Raw genomic sequence first — 16,356 nt, forward strand, 5'->3', positions numbered from 1 at the left:
CGGCATTGGATGGCTAGACTAGGCCGGTCGGCGCGCCCTCGGCAATGTGGTTCATCATGTTGTTGCCATATGTTCGAATAACTTTGGAAATAATGACCTGGTAGCCGCCAAGCCATTCAGAATAGCGCCGCTTTGCTTCAATGTGATTGGGATGCGCGATTAATTGCTGCAGGCCGAGCTCCGATTCCCAGTAGTACACATTGACGATGCGTCCTGTTTTCGGGTCTTCCCAGGCTTCTTCGCCGAGGTAACCGATGCTCTCCTTGGCAGCCTTCGCAATCAGCCCATCGAGCCGGTGAAAATCATCGTCCAACTGCTTCGTCTCAAAAATGAATGTTGCGGAGTACATGACGTCCTCTGGGAAAATGTATGCATCTCGTAGAGCATCGGCAGATGCTGGCGGTTGTCCGCCTGCGGCAGGTTTCAGCCAGCTGCATGGGGCCGAGCTTGAGCTGGCAGGCATCGGTCAGCGCAGATTTACTGAAATAGCACGGCCTGGCGGAACGGGTTGCGCAGTTGATGCAAGGGTAGCCGGGCGCGCTGGGCGATTCTGCGGATGTGGGAAGGGAGAAGCCGCCACGATGTTTCCGAGGCGGCTGGGCTTGGAGCCGATGGATCAATACAAGCGCATCAGTGATTGAGCGTTTTGACCGTGCAATTTTGCGCCAGCACGGCGACCTTGACGGCCGGGATGTCGGGGCTGCTTCCGAGGCGGATGAGCTGACAGTTCATCGATCCTGCCAGGTGCCCTTGGAAAGAAGCAAGCGCCATCAGCTTGGCTTCTGGCACCGAACGGTCGAATACCACATAGGCCGGTATTTCCTGGCCCTTGAAGTCTTTGGTTGTGCCGACGATGCCGTTAAGAGTCGTTGCTTGGCCAAGGGCTGCAACCATGCCATTGTCCACGTTCACGATTGCATTTTTCTTTTCTTCCGTAGCGTTGACGCGAAAAGAAGTTTGCTGTGCGCTTGCCATGCTGGAGTTGAAAGCGCCGACCATAGCCAGGCAGAGCAAGCTGAATTTGTATGAGTGCATTTCGAGAGTCATTTTGGTTAAAAAAGGGGATAGCGTGACGACGCCATATAGCAGGGATTATGGCGTCGTTATCGGAACAGGCTGATTACTGTTTGACCAGTTCCACGCGGCGGTTCTTGGCACGGCCATCGTCGCTGCTATTGTCGGCAATCGGCTTATCTGCGCCCAGGCCGATGGCGCTCAGGCGATCTTTAGCGATGCCCTTGGACAGCAAGGTAGTTACAACCGCTTCTGCACGCTGCTGCGAAAGAGTTTTGTTGTGCTCAGCATTGCCGCTGTTGTCTGTATGCCCCTCTACTGATAATTTGAGGGTTGGAGCTTGCGTCAGCAGCTTCCCGATCTCATCGACGGCCGTCAATCCGTCTGGCTTGATTACGGCCTTGTCGGTATCGAAATTGATATAGAGGGCGACATGGCCCTTGGCATTCAGTTCGCTCTGCATGGCGTCGGCTGTCGCATAGGCGACCTGCTGCTGCATTGCCTTCTCTTCGATTGCGGTGATCTGGGTTGAATTGCTGCTGGTTGTCACCGTAATCCACACATTTTTTCCTGGCGTCCTGATCAGGTAAGCATCATAGGCGTTGAGATAGTCTTTGAGGCCCAGCTTGTTGACGATAAGGTCGCCGACATCGCCGCCATTCGCTGCGACCAGGGCCGGATCGCTTGGCAGCACGGAGTTTACCTTGACGCCGCCGAGAGCCTTGATGGCTGTTTCATAGTTGCGCTGCGACGCCAGCGGGGTCAATTGCGCGTCGGCGTCGGAGAAGTGGCGGCTTTCTATGCGTCCTTCCACCGCGCGCAGCTGATCGCCGGCAACCACATAAGTCCTGTCGAAATCAGATTTGTCGCTGAAACGCCCGCCTTCGGCAAGATTCTGCGGCCAGTCGAGGTAGGGAAATGGCGGCAGCGGGGCGTTGGAAAGCGGGACATTGTCGAGGCTGAATCCGGCTTTGGCGACGGCGGCCTCCGTTTGTGTATTGGCTGCATGTGACGGCGCTACGGTGGCGGCATTTGCCGCTCCAGGCTGCGGGCCATCTTCTTTGCGTTTGCAGCCAAACAAGGAAACGGAGATACAGAAGGAGACGGCGAGGGCGATTTTTAAATTTGGAGGCATGTTCGTATTGATAACAGTAATTGCAGAAATTTCATAGTCTACGTTGCTGCTTTGCAACAGATGATGAGTTGATATTTAATGCATTTTGGTGATTATTTTCTTAAGAAGTTACTTTAATTTCTAGAGTGAAAAACAATCTCCAATCGACTAGAAATATCCTAAAAAGTTTCCTGTAAACATGTTTTTTTGTGTAAAAAAATGTAAACACATGTAATGACTACGCAAAAAATGATTGCTAAAATGCATTTGCTGTCGCAGGGAAACTTTTTTTTAAGCAACTTTATTGTAGTTCAAAATCAAGGGGAAATTATGCAACAACGCAAATTGCTGTCGCGTCAGTTGGGCCAAGGTATGACTGAGTACATCATTATCGTTGCACTGATTGCAATCGCCGCCATCGGCGTTTATCAAGCATTCGGTGGTGTCGTCCGCGGTCAGACTGCCGCTGCAGCTCAAACCCTGGCAGGCGGTTCCGCTGCCGGAGTGCGTACTACTGTGACAACTGCAGGTACTACCGCTCAAAACGAAGGTAGCAAGACGAAAGATCTGAAGTCCTTCGAGAAGTAAAACCCCCCGTAGTGAAACCGATGCGGCCAGCAGCTCAGGCTGCATCGGTTTATTTGTGTTCTTGTCAATTGAAAAAAAGGCACTGAATCATGCGCATCAGGATTTTTTTGCAACGCGGACAGACGCTGGTGCTGTTTCTTGGTTTTGCCGCAGCCCTGGTCAGCGTGCTTCTGGTTGCTTTCAATAGCGGACAAACCACCAACGCTAAAATGCGCGCCATGAACGCTGCCGATGCAGCTGCCTATAGCGGTGCAGTATGGCAAGCGCGCACCCTGAATTTCCAGGCTTATACGAACCGGGCGATGGTCGCCAATGAAGTGGCGATTGCGCAGTCGGTCAGCCTGCGGTCGTGGGTTTCTTACGTTAATAATTTCATCAATAACGGGCCGGCAGCCCTGCTGAAGCTGGTGCCGTATCTAGGCGCCGCAGTCAATGCAGTAGGCAATGTGATCAAAAGCGTGAACCAAGCCGTGCAGTCCAGTTTGCCTATGGCAGAGACGTTGTTGCGTGGTATTAACCAGGTTTATTATCCGGCGCAAGTTGCGATGAATGCCTCGGGGACATTGGTGGCGCAGGATCTTGCGAGAAATGTCGCTCTGAAAAACGGTGCGCAAGTGAGCAATGCAGAGATTGAGCTGTTCGCTAAAAACACAATAGCTTGGACAGCATTGACCGACAGCTATATCGGTACGCGTGGCGGCAAGGTCAACTCCGATAGGCGCACACGATTGCGCGAAGTAACGCTGGCGTCGCGCGACGGATTTACCCAGTCGCGCGACTGGAGCAAAGGATTTCCGCTTGTCTTCGAGTTTCGCAAGCAGGGCGGTACCGATCTGATTGATTTTGATGCCTGGAAGGGACTCGATTCTTCACGCTTGCAAACGGGATGGACGCCCAAAGGCTGGTTGGTCACAGTGCCGATGGGATGGGGAGGGGCACAGGGCTACAATCCGAATAAGGTGAGCAAGACTGGCATACACGGTAACACCAACGACTGGAATTCGATTGACGGACGGGCTGCGCAGGCCGAAGCCAATGGCAAGAATGCAAAAAATATTCAAAGCCCGTTTCCCAATTATCGGGACATCAAGAATCCTAAGGTAAAAGACGCCGATTTGCATGTGCCTTTCGTGGTAGAGGTCGTCGTCAACAAAGCACAAATAAAAACTTCCGATGATCCTGCTATCCAGGGCAAGGCCATCTTGCATGACGGCAGGATTGTCGATCCAGCCCCTAATTTTGCGGGTGGGAATACTGGCGTATATGCGCTTTCTACGGCTTGTGTGCGCTTTTCCCGTCCCTATGGCGCAGACCGCCCGGGCGGCGTCGAATATCCAAGTCTGTTCAATCCTTACTGGCGGGCATCGCTGGCGACGAATAGCGCGCTGTCGCGCGGCATCGTCGACGGTCTGAAGGGCTTGGCGCCGGTGGCGGCAATTGTTGATGGGAGCGGTTCATGCGGTTAAGTGAAAAAAACAGAGCGCCTCGGGTGAGGCTGGTCGCTTCGACCTTGCTTTTCGGCTTGGTGTTGGCTGGCTGCGGACAAAGCGCGTCGTCTGCTGGAGAAACTGCAGTAGCGGCTGGCAGTGCTTATGAGCTGGTGCAGCTGGAGCGGCCGGAACCGCCGGACGGTCCGTTCCAGGTAGTCAAGGAAACAGCGTACAAATTATGCGCCGCGATGGCTGAACTGCAGCATATTCCGGTCAAGCCTTTTCCCAAGGCCCCAGCCGATTATGCAACACAGAGAATTACCGTCGTCACTGACGGTAAATCATTCATGCGGAAAACCGAAGCTCTTTATAGCGCCGACACTTCGACGATCACGCCGGAACGGGGCTGCGAATACCGTATTACGCCGAGCAAGGCATATAACGTCACGCTGGTGCACGACGGCAAGCAGACAGATATCAATGTCGGCGAGGATGGCAAGACGACTGTCGACACTGCAGGCGCGGGTGGTTTTGCTGCCGCTTCTTCGGCTTCTGGCGAGACGTCGCAGTTCAGCGAGCGTCGCACCGTGAACGGCGTCAACCTGCGCTGCTGGCCAAAATCCCATCCGATGCTGGCTGACGGCTCTTTGCTGGAGATGTGCGTCTATGAAAAGGACGGCGTGCTGACCGAAGTCGATCAGCAAGCCATCACCTTGTATTCAAAAGCACGGCCGGCCGGCAATGATCCGCGATTTCAGTATGTCGTGATTACGGAACCGGTGTCGGTGCGCAAGCTGACGGAGGGCATTTCCAAACGCTTTAAGGCTGAAAGCTACACACAATGAAAACGCGGAGCCGAAACGGCCAGCAAGGCCAGGCGATGGTAGAGATGGTCGTTGTGTCAGGAGTCATGATTGCCTTGTTTCTGGGCATCTGGTACCTGGGCAAGTTTCATGATATCCAGGCATCGACCATTCAAGCGGCACGCTATGCGGCGTGGGAGCGTACTGTTCATCCGCCTGGCTATGCCGACGCCACGATAGAGCAACAGACGCGCGCCCGTCTTTTCAGCTGGAATCGTAATGCATATAAATCCACTGACGGTCTGGCGGACAATGCCGCCTGGCAGAGCCAAAGCTCGGAATGGCTTGACCATCGTAATCAAAGCCGGCTGATTGCCCGGCCGGGCGACGTTTCGGTCAGTACTTCTCAGGGAGCTCTCCCTGGCAAGGCGGCATCGACCGTCGACAGCGTGCTCGGTTCGCTGACCGGCGCGATCGGTTCCTTGACCGGAGGCGAAAAACTGAATACAGGAGGCTTTTACACCAGTCAGGTAAGTGTCAAGCTGGCCGATGTCAGTTCGCTTCCTGCGCCCCTGAATACGCTCAACCTGACCTTGCGCGAATCGAACGCCTTGGTCACGGATAGCTGGGACGCAAGCGGTCCCCAGCAGGCAGCCATGCGGACCCGCAGTTTCGCCCCGACTGCCATATTCGAAAAAATCAAGCCGGTGCTTGACCCGCTTAAATGGGCATTGTCGATCATCGAACCTAGTTTCGATCATTTCGACCCTGGAGAGATTTGTCCGGATATCGTCCCGGCCGATCGCGTCGGACCCGGCGCCAGCAATTTGCCGATGTATAGATCGACCGCCGGTTGCTTTTGATTCGATCATGAAAAATCACTTACTTCGTTGCTGCTTTTGCCTGCTGCTGTGCTGCAGCTCGGCGCGTGCCGGATGGCTGGATTCGCCCGACAGTCTGCAATTGCAAAGCGTCGGCTCGGAAATGCGGCTCAACGGCATTCCGATGAATATCCGTTACTTCATCACCGCGCAGCCGGCCGAGCAGTTGCTCAAGCAATTTCAAAACGCCTGGGAGCGCAATCCTGGCGGCGCCAACGTAAAAAGGAGCGCGCTGGGCACATGGACTGTGCTGAACCAGGGACTGGGCGACGAGCACCGCAGCGTCCAGGTGCGCAATGCGGGTGATGGTCAGATTGAGGGCTACCTGGCGCTGACCTCGCCGCAACGCATGCGCGAGCCAGTGTTGCAGCTGCGCCTGCCTGCCGGGCTGCAGACTCTTTCGGTGCTTGAATCAACGGACCCCGAGATGCAGTCGCAGCAGGTGACGGCGGTATCGAAGCGCTCGGTGGACGCCACCGCCAGCGTGCTGGAAAACACCTTGCGCGCCAATGGCTGGAAAGTCCAGGAACGCCGTAAAACGGCAACCGGCACGCGCCTGGCGGCCGATAAGGGCAACCAGGATTTCGATGCAGCGCTGACGCCGGATGAGGGTGGCGCTGTCGTCATGATGAATACCGTCACCATGTCAAAGCGCTGAACGCAAGCGGCTTGGCCGGCATGGTTTCCGATAGACCGATGAGCGACGCCGCAAGGCGGTTGCACTGCTGTTTTTTATTGGACTGGAAATGAAATTTCATAAATGTTGCTCGCCGCGGGCGCAAGGCGGGCAGGCGATCATGGAATACATATTGATTGTCACCGTGGTAGCGATAGTGATGTTCATTCCGATGCCAGATGTCGGCGTGCCCCAATTCGTGGGCAAGACGCCGGCTGAAGTTCTAGCTTTTGCTTTTAGAAATTTTTTTCGCGGTTTCAGTTTCCTGACTTCCGTCCTTTAATTTTTTTATTGAAAAGAAGTTGCTTCCTTGAAGATATCAAAAAACACTATGCTGCTCGGCGGTGCGGTCGCTCTCGGAGTTTTGTGCTTCGTCGGCGCCCAGTACTATTTACGTAACTATCTGGCCCAGGCAGAACAGAAACTGGCGGGGCAATATGAAAGCAAGCAGGTGATCGTCGCTGCGGTCGATATCGCGCCTGGCACCGTGCTGTCGTCGGACAATCTCGCCGTGCGCAAGATCCCGGTGCGTTATCTGTCGAGCAATGCGCTGCAGCCGAATGACCTTGATTTGGTCAGCGGACAAAGGGTGGTGACCGCATTGCAGCCGGGCGATCCGGTCGACCGCGGTTCCCTGGAACGCTCCGACCGCCCGCCACTGTCGACCACCGTGGCTAAAGGTGAACGGGCAATTACTTTCCCTGTGGATGAAATCAGTTCGATCTCGGGCATGGTGGTGCCGGGTGACATTATCGACCTGATATTCACAGGGAAGGGGCTGACCGAAAACTCATACCAGCCGCAAACCTCATCGGCAAGCGCTGGTGCTGCACCGAGCGCCGAATCCGGCCCCAAGGAGTTGACGCATGTCAGGCCGCTGCTACAGGCGGTACCGGTGCTGGCTACAGGGAAGATGACCAAGAAACGCATCGTGAAAACCGAAGATGGCAAGGAACGTGAAGAGAACCAGGACTTCACTACCGTGACGCTCAAGGTCAGCCCCGACCAGGCGGAAAAAGTCTTGATTGCACAGAAACTTGGCAACTTGACGGCTGTACTGCGCAATGCCGACGATACCGCGTCCTTTTCATCCACTCCGCTGGATGAGGTGACTTTCAAGAAAGTGGCGGACCAGCCGATCGCGGGACGCGGCAATTTCGTTGAAATCATTACCGGCGGAACCGGAAATGGTATCCAGAAAACGCAGGCGGAAGCGTTTGGCCCAAGCATGCTGGCAGCCGCTACCAGTCCGGCCACCGCGTCGACTGGCGGCAACGGTCGATCCTATGATGTAAGGACCCGCCTTGGCATTGCGCCGGTTCCTGAAGCTTCGTCAAACAAATCTACAAAACTATTTCCTCGATAAGAACGAAAGACCGACGTGATCAGATTTCTTGTATGTTTTCTTTGCGCGCTTGCGCCCGTATTCTCACTTGCTGCCGTCAAAGGCGTGCTGCCAACCGATCTGGAAATGTTTGCAGGGGAGGCCAAGGTATTTCCTATTGACGTGAGTCGGATCGCCATCGGCAACGGTGGTGTTATTTCGGTTACGACCATGGACAACAAGCAGCTGCTGGTCATAGCCGAGAAAGAGGGATCGTCCACTTTGCACCTGTGGCTCAAAGACGGTAGCGAGCAAGTCAGTACTTTTAATGTGATCGATTCCAGCATGAAGAAGAAATTGGACGACATCAACAAATTGCTGACACATGTCGACAACGTTACTGCGCGGATTGCCGGCAACAAGATTGTGCTTGAAGGCGACATGGTGAGCGACGCCAATCAGGAGCGGGTCAGGGCAATTGCCGACATGTACAAGGAAGTGGTGAATTTTGTCGGCAAGGTTGGATGGGAAAAGATGATCTATCTTGAGTTCAAGGTGCTTGAATTGACCAACAAAGGGTCAAGCTCGCTGGGCATCGCCTGGGATTCCAAGATAAACGGTCCGGCTGCAGGCGTGATTGCCGATCCGATAGGCAATTCGCTGTTCCGTTATACCCCCGATCCGGGCACCACCGGTGTTTCCTTGGGCGAAAACTTCCCGTTAAAAGTGTGGCCGCCGAAGGGATTCGTGTCCATGGCCTCTGTGATTACGTCGAAAATCAACGTACTTGTCCAGGATGGCGAGGCAACGATGCTGGCAGCGCCAAATCTGACGACGCGCAGCGGCAGTACGGCAAAATTCATCGCCGGTGGTGAAATACCGTTGCCAGTGATAGGGACATTTGGCCAGGCCACGGTGGAATTCAAGGAGTATGGAATCATTGCAGAGGTAACCCCGGTTGCGGATAGCTCCGGCGTCATTTATGCCAAGGTTGATGTCGAGGTAAGCAGCATTGACCGGTCTGTGACGATTCGCGACATTCCGGGCCTTCTGAAACGCAAGACCACGGCAGAGTTCAATGCCCGGGAAGGCGAGACAGTGGTGCTCAATGGCTTGTATTCGTACCAGGCGTCGAAGGACACGCAGAAGGTGCCGCTGCTGGGCGACGTACCGTTGCTTGGGGGCTTGTTCCGCAACAAGAACGACGACAAGCAAACGCGTGAAGTAGCCATCATCATCACGCCGCGGCTGATCACGCCAACCCCGGCACGCGTACCTGGGCCGAAAGATTTGAATTCGGAAAACCTGTACCAGTTCGACAAGAAATTGCGCGACAACGCGCCGATGCCGAACCTGCCTGCCAAATTAACCGTGACGGATTGAATTATGCTGGTCATCGAATCGAAAAATCCGGATGGGCGCGTCCTGGATCATATCGTCAGCGCTACGGTCATTCTGAGCGGCCAAGGCGATTCCCTGATTCCGCTGCCAGCTGCGGCGGGCCGCAAGGCGGCAAAGATCGCTTTCGACGGCGACGGCCCTGTCAGCGTAATTGACATGGGTTGCGCTTCAGGCGTGTTCGTCAACGGCGAACGCATCGTGCGCTATGGGCCGTTGAGAGTCGACGACTCGATCAGCATCTGCGGCCAGATACTGCGCGTCAAGTCGCTCGGTGCAATTAAGCACAATGACGGCGGCGCGCACAGGTCACAGCCCGGCACGGAAATTCCGGTTGCAGCGCTGGGCGCTGCAGTTGCCGCAGCACCGCCTCCCGCAGCGCCGAAAGCGATACGTCCAGCTGCGGCCGCTCATCAGCCCGCCGCCTTTGGCACCCTCGATCCGCAGCGTGACGCCGAACCCGTCAGTACTGCAAAATCAAGGGCGCTTGAAGAGGATCGCAGCTACCAGCTTGCGCTGTCGAAGCAAGCCGGCCTGCTGCATAACGAACTGATCCAGACGCTGGACTTGCGACGTCAGGACGTCACCCGGATGGCCGACCTCGAACTGCGGACCATGGCCAGCAAGCTGATCTGGGAGTTGATGGAGAAGGTCGCACTGCCGGCCGGGACCAATAAGGAGGAACTGGCGGAATTCGTCCTGAATGAAGCGGTCGGCCTGGGCGTTCTTGAAAGCCTGTTGTCAGATGATTCTGTGACGGAAATCATGGTCAACAGCGCACAGGATATTTTCATCGAACGCTCCGGCCAGACGCGCCGTTCGGATATCGCCTTCAGCAGCGAAAAGGCGTTGATGGGCGTGATCGAGCGGATTGTTTCGCCGATCGGACGGCGAGTCGATGAGTCCTCGCCGCTCTGCGATGCCCGTCTCAAAGATGGCTCGCGGGTGAATATCGTGATTCCGCCGATTGCGCTCAAGGGGCCGTCGATTTCGATTCGTAAATTCGCCAAGCGCCGTTTGCAGATCGAAGATCTGGTCAAGTACGACTCGGTGGATGCGACCATGGTTGAGTTCCTGAAGATCTGCGTGGAACAGAAAAAAAATATCGTTATCTCCGGCGGCACCGGCTCCGGCAAGACCACGCTGCTGAACGTGATTTCCAATCTCATCCCGCCATTCGAGCGGATCGTGACGATTGAGGATGCCGCCGAACTGAAGCTTTATCACGACAATCTTGTCACGCTCGAAGCGCGCCCGGCCAACGTCGAGGGCCGCGGCCAGGTTTCGATTCGCGAGCTGGTGAAAAACGCGCTGCGGATGCGGCCGGACCGGATTATCGTCGGCGAGTGCCGGGGCGGCGAAGCGCTGGACATGCTGCAGGCGATGAACACCGGGCATGACGGCTCGCTGACTACCGGCCATGCCAACTCTCCGCGTGACATGCTGTCGCGTCTTGAAGTGATGGTGCTGATGGCCGGCATGGATTTGCCGATCACGGCGATCCGGGAGCAGATGGCTTCCGCCGTGCAAATCATCGTGCAGCAGACCAGATTCGCATGCGGCACCCGCAAGGTCACCAGCATTACCGAGGTGACGGGCATGGAACGCGGCATGATACAGATGCAGGAAATCTTCCGTTATCAGCGCCTGGGTTTCGATGAAAACGGCAAGGTAAGAGGATATTTCACGCCATGCGGCTATGTCCCGACGTTCTACGAAGAATTGCGTTCCTATGGCGTGGATCCGGATTTTTCGATTTTTGAAGAACTGCCGATGCCGGGCACTGAAGCACGTCATTCAACAGGTCATTCGGTAAATGGATAACTGGCTGATTCCCGCAATCATCGGACTAGGCTTTGCGCTGACGGCGGCGCTGCTGGTGATTGGCGTGTCTGCCGCGGGCCGGCAAATGGCGGACAGCTATCGCGACAAGGTGTTGGACTCCACCAGCGCCCAGCTGTCCGAGCTGTTCATTTTCCTGGATAGCGGACGCTTGCTGAAAATCAGTATAGGCGCCACCGTGATATTGCCGCTACTGGTCTTTCTGATTACCGGAAATCCGCTGATGGCGCTGGCGGCTGCGGCCGCTTGCCTGTTCGGTCCGACCCTGGTGCATAACAGGCTCAAGAAGAAACGCCATAAAAAGCTGGTGCGGCAACTCCCTGACAGCCTGGATGCGCTGGTAGGCGCCTTGCGTTCCGGCATGAGCCTGACGCAATCGCTCGGCTTGCTGGCGGAACAGTTGCCGAAACCTTCCAGCCAGGAATTCGGCCTGGTGGTGCGCAAACTGCGCATGGGCGTGGGGCTGGACGATGTGCTCAATGAGCTGGAAGTACGCGCCGAATCGCAGGAGTACACCATGTTTACCACCAGCATGCGCATTGCCAGGGAAGTGGGCGGCAATCTCACTGAGTCGCTGGAGCGCCTGGCCGACACCATGCGCAAGAAACTGGCCATGGAAGACAAGATCGACGCCTTGACATCGCAAGGCAAGCTGCAAGGCTTGATCGTCGGTTGCCTGCCTTTGTTCCTGATGTGGGTGCTGTCCGAGATGGAGCCGGAAGCTATGCACCCGCTGTTCAACAGCTGGCTTGGATATGGCGTGCTGTTCGTGATTTTTTTGCTGGAGCTGGTCGGCTTTGTCCTGATCCGCAAGATTGTCCGCATTGATGTTTAAACTGGAGACGCCATGATTTCACTGCTGTTGCCGGCGTTATTCGCCATATCGATTGTGATTCTTTGCTTTGTCACCTACCGGATTGTCTCGGCGGTCCCGGAGCAGGACCGGACCTATGCTGACAAGCCGCCGGGATTGCTGCGCAAGGTCTGGTTCCTGGTGGAGATTGTGTCGCATTACGTTGGCCCGTACCTGACGGTCGAGTATCGGGAAAAGACCATACGCCGCCTGCGCAAGGCCGAGCTCGATTATGCCCTGAGCCCGCAGCAATGGGTCTCTTCCAAGATCGTGTACGGCTTCCTGATCGGCTTGTTCGTCACGCTGATGGGATTGTGGATGGGCATACACAGCGTCGTCTGGACCCTGGTAGGCGGATTCTTCGGCTTTATGTATCTGGAACTGTGGATGCGCGACCGCATCAAGCTGATCGAAATCCAGGTCTTGAAAAACCTGCCCAATTTTCTAGACATGCTGACGCTGGCCATCGAGTCCGGCTGCAACCTGACGGTAGGCATCAATATTGCGGTCGAAAAATCGCCGGATAACCCGCTGCAGCGCGCCTTTGCCAGGCTGTTGCGCGAGATCCGCTCGGGACGCACCCGCATCGATGCCTTGCGTGCGCTGGAAGAGCGCCTGGATATTTCGTCAGTAACATCGATGACGACTGCGCTGGTGCAGGCAGAAAAGACCGGCGCCAGCCTCGGCACCGTGCTGCGGGCGCAATCCACGCAGCGCACCAATGAACGTTTTGCACGCGCGGAAAAACTGGCAATGGAAGCGCCGGTAAAGATGCTGGGACCTTTGATTATGTGCATCTTCCCCTGTACTTTCCTGGTGCTGGGGTTCCCGATTGCCATGAAGATGATGAACGCATTTCAATGAACGAGGTGATATTTTGGTAGTGAATCAACGTATTCTGGTGCTTGCCGCCATGGTGGCAAGTTTATTGTGCAGCGGTTGCGCGACGACTGATCTGGGGGCTGGCGCCGAGCCGGGCAAGATGAGCGAAGCTACCATGCAGTCGATGATGGGGCAGGCGGAACGGGTTGCGGCGGACGGCAATCTTATCGGCGCCGGCGAAATCTATTCAAAGATCATCAAATCCTATCCGAATAATTCGATAGTCTGGTTCCGCCTGGGAACCACCTACTTGCGCAACGACCAACCTGACCTGGCCGTGATTGCCTATCGCGAAGCATTGCGTTATGACCCGTCAATGTCCAAGGCCTGGTCCAACCTGGCGATTGCTCACCTTGCGCAATTTCGCAAGGCCGCCAACAAGGCTGTCGCCAGCGATCAGACCAGCGAGAGCAACCGCGCCACCTTGAAAGAGCTGCTGGTCGATGTCGATCATGCCGTCGAGCCCGCCACTGCGCAGTTCGAAGCGCCGAAGAACGACATGAGGTAGTGCGATGAAAACGAAACGGTCACTTAAATGGCGCAGTCAACATGGCGCTGCGTCGGTTGAATTCTATGTAGTGTCGTTTTTTGTTTTCATTCCGATGGTCATGGCGGTGCTGCAACTGGGCTTGTTCTTCGTCGCCAAGAATACGGTTAACCTTGCCACCTTTGCCGCTGCGCGCGCCGGCGCCGCAGCCGGTGGCGACAAGACGGCGATGGCCAATAATTTTGCCAAGGCCGTCGTGCCTTTGTTTGCCAATACCACGGTAGATGTGAGCAACAGCAACTATGCCACCGTGTTTTCAGAGGCTTACCTGAAGGCGCGCGTGTATATGGCGCTGCCGCTGCTGAATTCGATAGAAATATTGAATCCGACATCAGCCTCGTTCACCAACTTTGGCATTCCCAAACCGGGCGGCGGCGGACGTATCATTCCGACTACGAATATCATGAACGACAACCGGGTTCTGGGCGGACAGACACGGGCGGATGCGCTGTTGCTCAAGATTGAAGTCAGGTTCTGCTACCGGATGCCGATTCCCATCATCGACAAGATGGTGTCAATCGTATTGCTGGGGCTGGACAAGGACCTGCCTATACTGCCTTCCCTGGACCCCAAGGATATCGCGTGCTACAGCGGCGTGGACGGCGCTTATGGCATCCCGATCAAGTCGCAGGCGGTGATCCGCATGACCGAACCGCCAGAATCCGGCAAAATTCTTTGAGCGTCGCATGAATTCGCCATTGCATATCGCTGTTGCGCGTACTCTGCTTAGCCGCGCAGTCGGATTGTTGAGTCGACGCAGCCTGGCCGGAAATGAGGGACTGCTGATTGTTCCTTGTCCTAGCATCCATACGTGGTTCATGCGCTTTTCGATCGACGTCGTATTTCTCGACCGGGCAGGCCTGGTAACGCGCGTAGCGGAAAGCGTCGGCCCCTGGCGCTTTGTCTATGGGAAAGGGGGGTACTCTTGCCTGGAGTTGCGGGCAGGAGCGGCACGGCAGCTGGGGTTCCGGGTCGGGCAGCAATATGCAGCGCTGGCTGGCCCGCTCAAGGTGGACCACATGCTGTTCGAACCAGCACAGGCCGCCGGCGGCTAAAGCTGCCGATAGCGTCTCAAGCCTCCGATCAGGACAGCGCATAGCGACAGCAGCAGGATGGGAGTGTTGCCATATCGCATGAACGGCGTGGCGCCATCGCGAAGCACAATCTCTGCATCCAGGGCATCCGTCCGGTTTTTCGGCAGGATATCCTGGATCGCGCCGTGATTGTCTATCACGGCAGTCATACCGGTATTGGACACCTGCATGAACCAGCGCCCGGCTTCAAGCGCGCGCATCTGCGCAACTTGCAGATGTTGCTCCGGCGCGAAAGAGTGGGCAAACCACGCAAAATTCGAAATATTCAGTTGCGCCTCCGCATCGTTCGCCTTGCGCGCCAGCGCCATGTCAAACAAGTCTTCATAGCAAATGCTCAGCGCCAGCTTGCCCTGCGGTAGCGTGAGTATTTTCTGATTGCTGCCGCCAGCGCGGAGAGCGCTGAAATGGAGGTTGAGAATCGGTCCTAGCCATTGTGCTCCGACGGGCAGATACTCGCCGAAGGGCAGCAAATGCTCTTTGTCGTAGCGATAGCTGGTCTTCTCGGACTGTGCGTGCGGCGACAGGACAATGGCGCTGTTGGTATCAGGGAGTTTCGTGCGAGACGACTGGTCCGAGGCCAGCGCGGTGCCGATCAGTATGGCGGTAGCGCGTTCATCGGCGATGGTTTGGAAGGTTTGCCTGACATTCTCGGGCATGCTGTTCCAGGTCATCGGAAATGCCGTTTCCGGCAGCACCGTAAGATGCGCAGGACTTGCGGCGGCAAAGCTGACATAGGTTGTGACCGCATTCTCGAGACCGCCAATCGAGAATTTTTCTTGCTGAGGCTGATTGCCCTGGATGAGTCGAACCGTCATCTTGCGGCCAGTGTCCTCGGTCCATCCGACTTGCAGGAGCAATTGGCCGCAGCCAAGGAGGCAGACCAGCATGGTTGCTGGCGCTGCCAATTGCTTAGCCCGCCGTTGCATCGGCATGTTTAGCGCAGATAAACATTGCTGCAACAAGGCCGCAGCACTCGCATTGAGAAAGCACAGCCCATACACCCCAATGAGCGGCGCAAAGCCCGCCAGCGGCCCATTGCTATGGGCATAGCCGGTTGCAAGCCAGGGCAAGCCGCCGAACAGGGTGCCACGCAGCCATTCGCATAAAGTCCAGGCCGCGGCGGCGGCAAGGGCGGCGAAAGCATTCTGAGGCCATGAAGCCGTTTGAACTCTTTGCAGGATAGAAATCAACATTGCCGCAAGTGCCGGGAAAATGCTGAGGTACAGCAGCAACGCAAAGGTCAATGCCGCGGAAGCCGGAAGGCCAGCGTCCGAGTAGGCATACAGTCCGGTGAAAACCCACCAAAATCCGGCGCCGAACCAGCCCATGCCGAAGCACATCCCAAGCGCTGCAGCGTGTGACGGTCGGCTGCCGATTAACAGAATGAACAAACTGGCCAGGCAGTACGGCGTAAACCACCAGGCATGGCTTGGGGCAAAGGAGAGTGTGAGTGAAATGCCAAATACGGTAGCCAGTACGTAGGCCAAAGTGCGGCCGATGACTGGTTTCATGGCCGGCCTGTCCGTAAATGTCGAAAGCGTTTAAAGGGGGCGTTCAGCGGGCCAGCGCAAATTATCTTGCTCATGCAGAAGATCTAGGTTTTTAGAGGGTAGAGGGGGCGAAAAGAGTTGTGATTCTTTCGTCACTATACCAAATAGTACGTTGCTCCACTGAAATATTCGGATGTTAATTGGGCGTTATTTTTCAGGCGGCCATCAATGAATGGGTTGTTAATCCACAAGCACGCAACCAGCCGGAAAAGCATATCGGATGCACGGCTACATTTTTCTTGTGCATTCCAAACAAGGGAGAGTTGCGATTACGACAAATTAAAAATTTCCACACGGGAATTTAACGATGCTTATTTGCAACAATTTGTCAACGATTGAAAAAACCATATCAGTTTGGAA

General features: G+C 55.7%; 18 protein-coding genes. 14 read left to right on the forward strand and 4 right to left on the reverse strand.

Annotated elements, in window-relative coordinates:
• Positions 1-13: 13 nt before the first annotated feature.
• The 3 genes from KHU30_RS01275 to KHU30_RS01285 all read right to left on the reverse strand — a co-directional run bounded on the left by KHU30_RS01275 (position 14) and on the right by KHU30_RS01285 (position 2,206).
• Complete coding sequence (locus tag KHU30_RS01275) at positions 14-349, reverse strand: antibiotic biosynthesis monooxygenase family protein (RefSeq protein ID WP_211440840.1); 336 nt, start codon at positions 347-349, stop codon at positions 14-16.
• Positions 350-630: 281 nt separating this feature from the next.
• Complete coding sequence (locus tag KHU30_RS01280) at positions 631-1,035, reverse strand: hypothetical protein (RefSeq protein ID WP_211440841.1); 405 nt, start codon at positions 1,033-1,035, stop codon at positions 631-633.
• Between the two features lie 85 nt (positions 1,036-1,120).
• Positions 1,121-2,206, reverse strand: a complete 1,086-nt coding sequence (locus KHU30_RS01285; protein WP_211440842.1) for an OmpA family protein — start codon at positions 2,204-2,206, stop codon at positions 1,121-1,123.
• A gap of 252 nt (positions 2,207-2,458) precedes the next feature.
• On the opposite strand from KHU30_RS01285, the gene KHU30_RS01290 reads away from it, so the two are divergent.
• The 14 genes from KHU30_RS01290 (at position 2,459) to KHU30_RS01355 (ending at position 14,407) form a co-directional block, all read left to right on the forward strand.
• Positions 2,459-2,716, forward strand: coding sequence for a hypothetical protein (locus KHU30_RS01290; RefSeq protein WP_211442153.1), 258 nt, complete (start codon positions 2,459-2,461; stop codon positions 2,714-2,716).
• An 89-nt stretch (positions 2,717-2,805) separates the two neighbouring features.
• A complete protein-coding gene (locus KHU30_RS01295; protein ID WP_211440843.1) occupies positions 2,806-4,182 on the forward strand; it encodes a pilus assembly protein TadG-related protein in 1,377 nt (458 codons plus the stop codon).
• Positions 4,183-4,394: 212 nt separating this feature from the next.
• Entirely contained in the window at positions 4,395-4,991 is a 597-nt protein-coding gene (locus KHU30_RS01300) for a hypothetical protein (protein ID WP_211440844.1), read from the forward strand.
• A 35-nt stretch (positions 4,992-5,026) separates the two neighbouring features.
• Positions 5,027-5,812 carry a TadE family protein gene (locus KHU30_RS01305; RefSeq protein ID WP_268907167.1) on the forward strand — a complete coding sequence of 262 codons (786 nt, stop codon included), beginning with the start codon at positions 5,027-5,029 and terminating at the stop codon, positions 5,810-5,812.
• Positions 5,813-5,819: 7 nt separating this feature from the next.
• Positions 5,820-6,488, forward strand: a complete 669-nt coding sequence (locus KHU30_RS01310) for a hypothetical protein (protein ID WP_211440846.1) — start codon at positions 5,820-5,822, stop codon at positions 6,486-6,488.
• Between the two features lie 88 nt (positions 6,489-6,576).
• On the forward strand, positions 6,577-6,789 hold the full coding sequence (locus tag KHU30_RS01315) for a hypothetical protein (RefSeq protein ID WP_211440847.1): 213 nt from the start codon (positions 6,577-6,579) through the stop codon (positions 6,787-6,789).
• Between the two features lie 48 nt (positions 6,790-6,837).
• Positions 6,838-7,872 carry a Flp pilus assembly protein CpaB gene (gene cpaB / locus KHU30_RS01320; RefSeq protein ID WP_211440848.1) on the forward strand — a complete coding sequence of 345 codons (1,035 nt, stop codon included), beginning with the start codon at positions 6,838-6,840 and terminating at the stop codon, positions 7,870-7,872.
• A gap of 15 nt (positions 7,873-7,887) precedes the next feature.
• Entirely contained in the window at positions 7,888-9,213 is a 1,326-nt protein-coding gene (locus KHU30_RS01325; protein WP_211440849.1) for a type II and III secretion system protein family protein, read from the forward strand.
• A gap of 3 nt (positions 9,214-9,216) precedes the next feature.
• Complete coding sequence (locus KHU30_RS01330) at positions 9,217-11,052, forward strand: ATPase, T2SS/T4P/T4SS family (RefSeq protein ID WP_211440850.1); 1,836 nt, start codon at positions 9,217-9,219, stop codon at positions 11,050-11,052.
• Positions 11,045-11,905 carry a type II secretion system F family protein gene (locus KHU30_RS01335; RefSeq protein WP_211440851.1) on the forward strand — a complete coding sequence of 287 codons (861 nt, stop codon included), beginning with the start codon at positions 11,045-11,047 and terminating at the stop codon, positions 11,903-11,905. Before KHU30_RS01330 ends, KHU30_RS01335 begins: the two co-directional genes overlap by 8 nt.
• Before the next feature lie 12 nt (positions 11,906-11,917).
• Positions 11,918-12,787, forward strand: coding sequence for a type II secretion system F family protein (locus KHU30_RS01340; protein WP_211440852.1), 870 nt, complete (start codon positions 11,918-11,920; stop codon positions 12,785-12,787).
• Between the two features lie 19 nt (positions 12,788-12,806).
• The gene (locus tag KHU30_RS01345) at positions 12,807-13,313 is read left to right on the forward strand and encodes a tetratricopeptide repeat protein (protein ID WP_211440853.1); all 507 of its coding nucleotides are present in this window, start codon (positions 12,807-12,809) and stop codon (positions 13,311-13,313) included.
• 4 nt (positions 13,314-13,317) lie between these two features.
• Positions 13,318-14,031, forward strand: coding sequence for a TadE family protein (locus KHU30_RS01350; protein WP_268907160.1), 714 nt, complete (start codon positions 13,318-13,320; stop codon positions 14,029-14,031).
• 7 nt (positions 14,032-14,038) lie between these two features.
• Positions 14,039-14,407, forward strand: coding sequence for a DUF192 domain-containing protein (locus tag KHU30_RS01355; protein ID WP_211440855.1), 369 nt, complete (start codon positions 14,039-14,041; stop codon positions 14,405-14,407).
• On the opposite strand, the gene lnt is transcribed toward KHU30_RS01355, so the two are convergent.
• Complete coding sequence (gene lnt / locus KHU30_RS01360; protein WP_211440856.1) at positions 14,404-15,957, reverse strand: apolipoprotein N-acyltransferase; 1,554 nt, start codon at positions 15,955-15,957, stop codon at positions 14,404-14,406. The genes KHU30_RS01355 and lnt overlap by 4 nt on opposite strands.
• Positions 15,958-16,356: the final 399 nt, after the last annotated feature.

It is taken from the genome of Collimonas humicola (assembly GCF_018304945.1).
Classification (GTDB): domain Bacteria; phylum Pseudomonadota; class Gammaproteobacteria; order Burkholderiales; family Burkholderiaceae_D; genus Collimonas; species Collimonas humicola.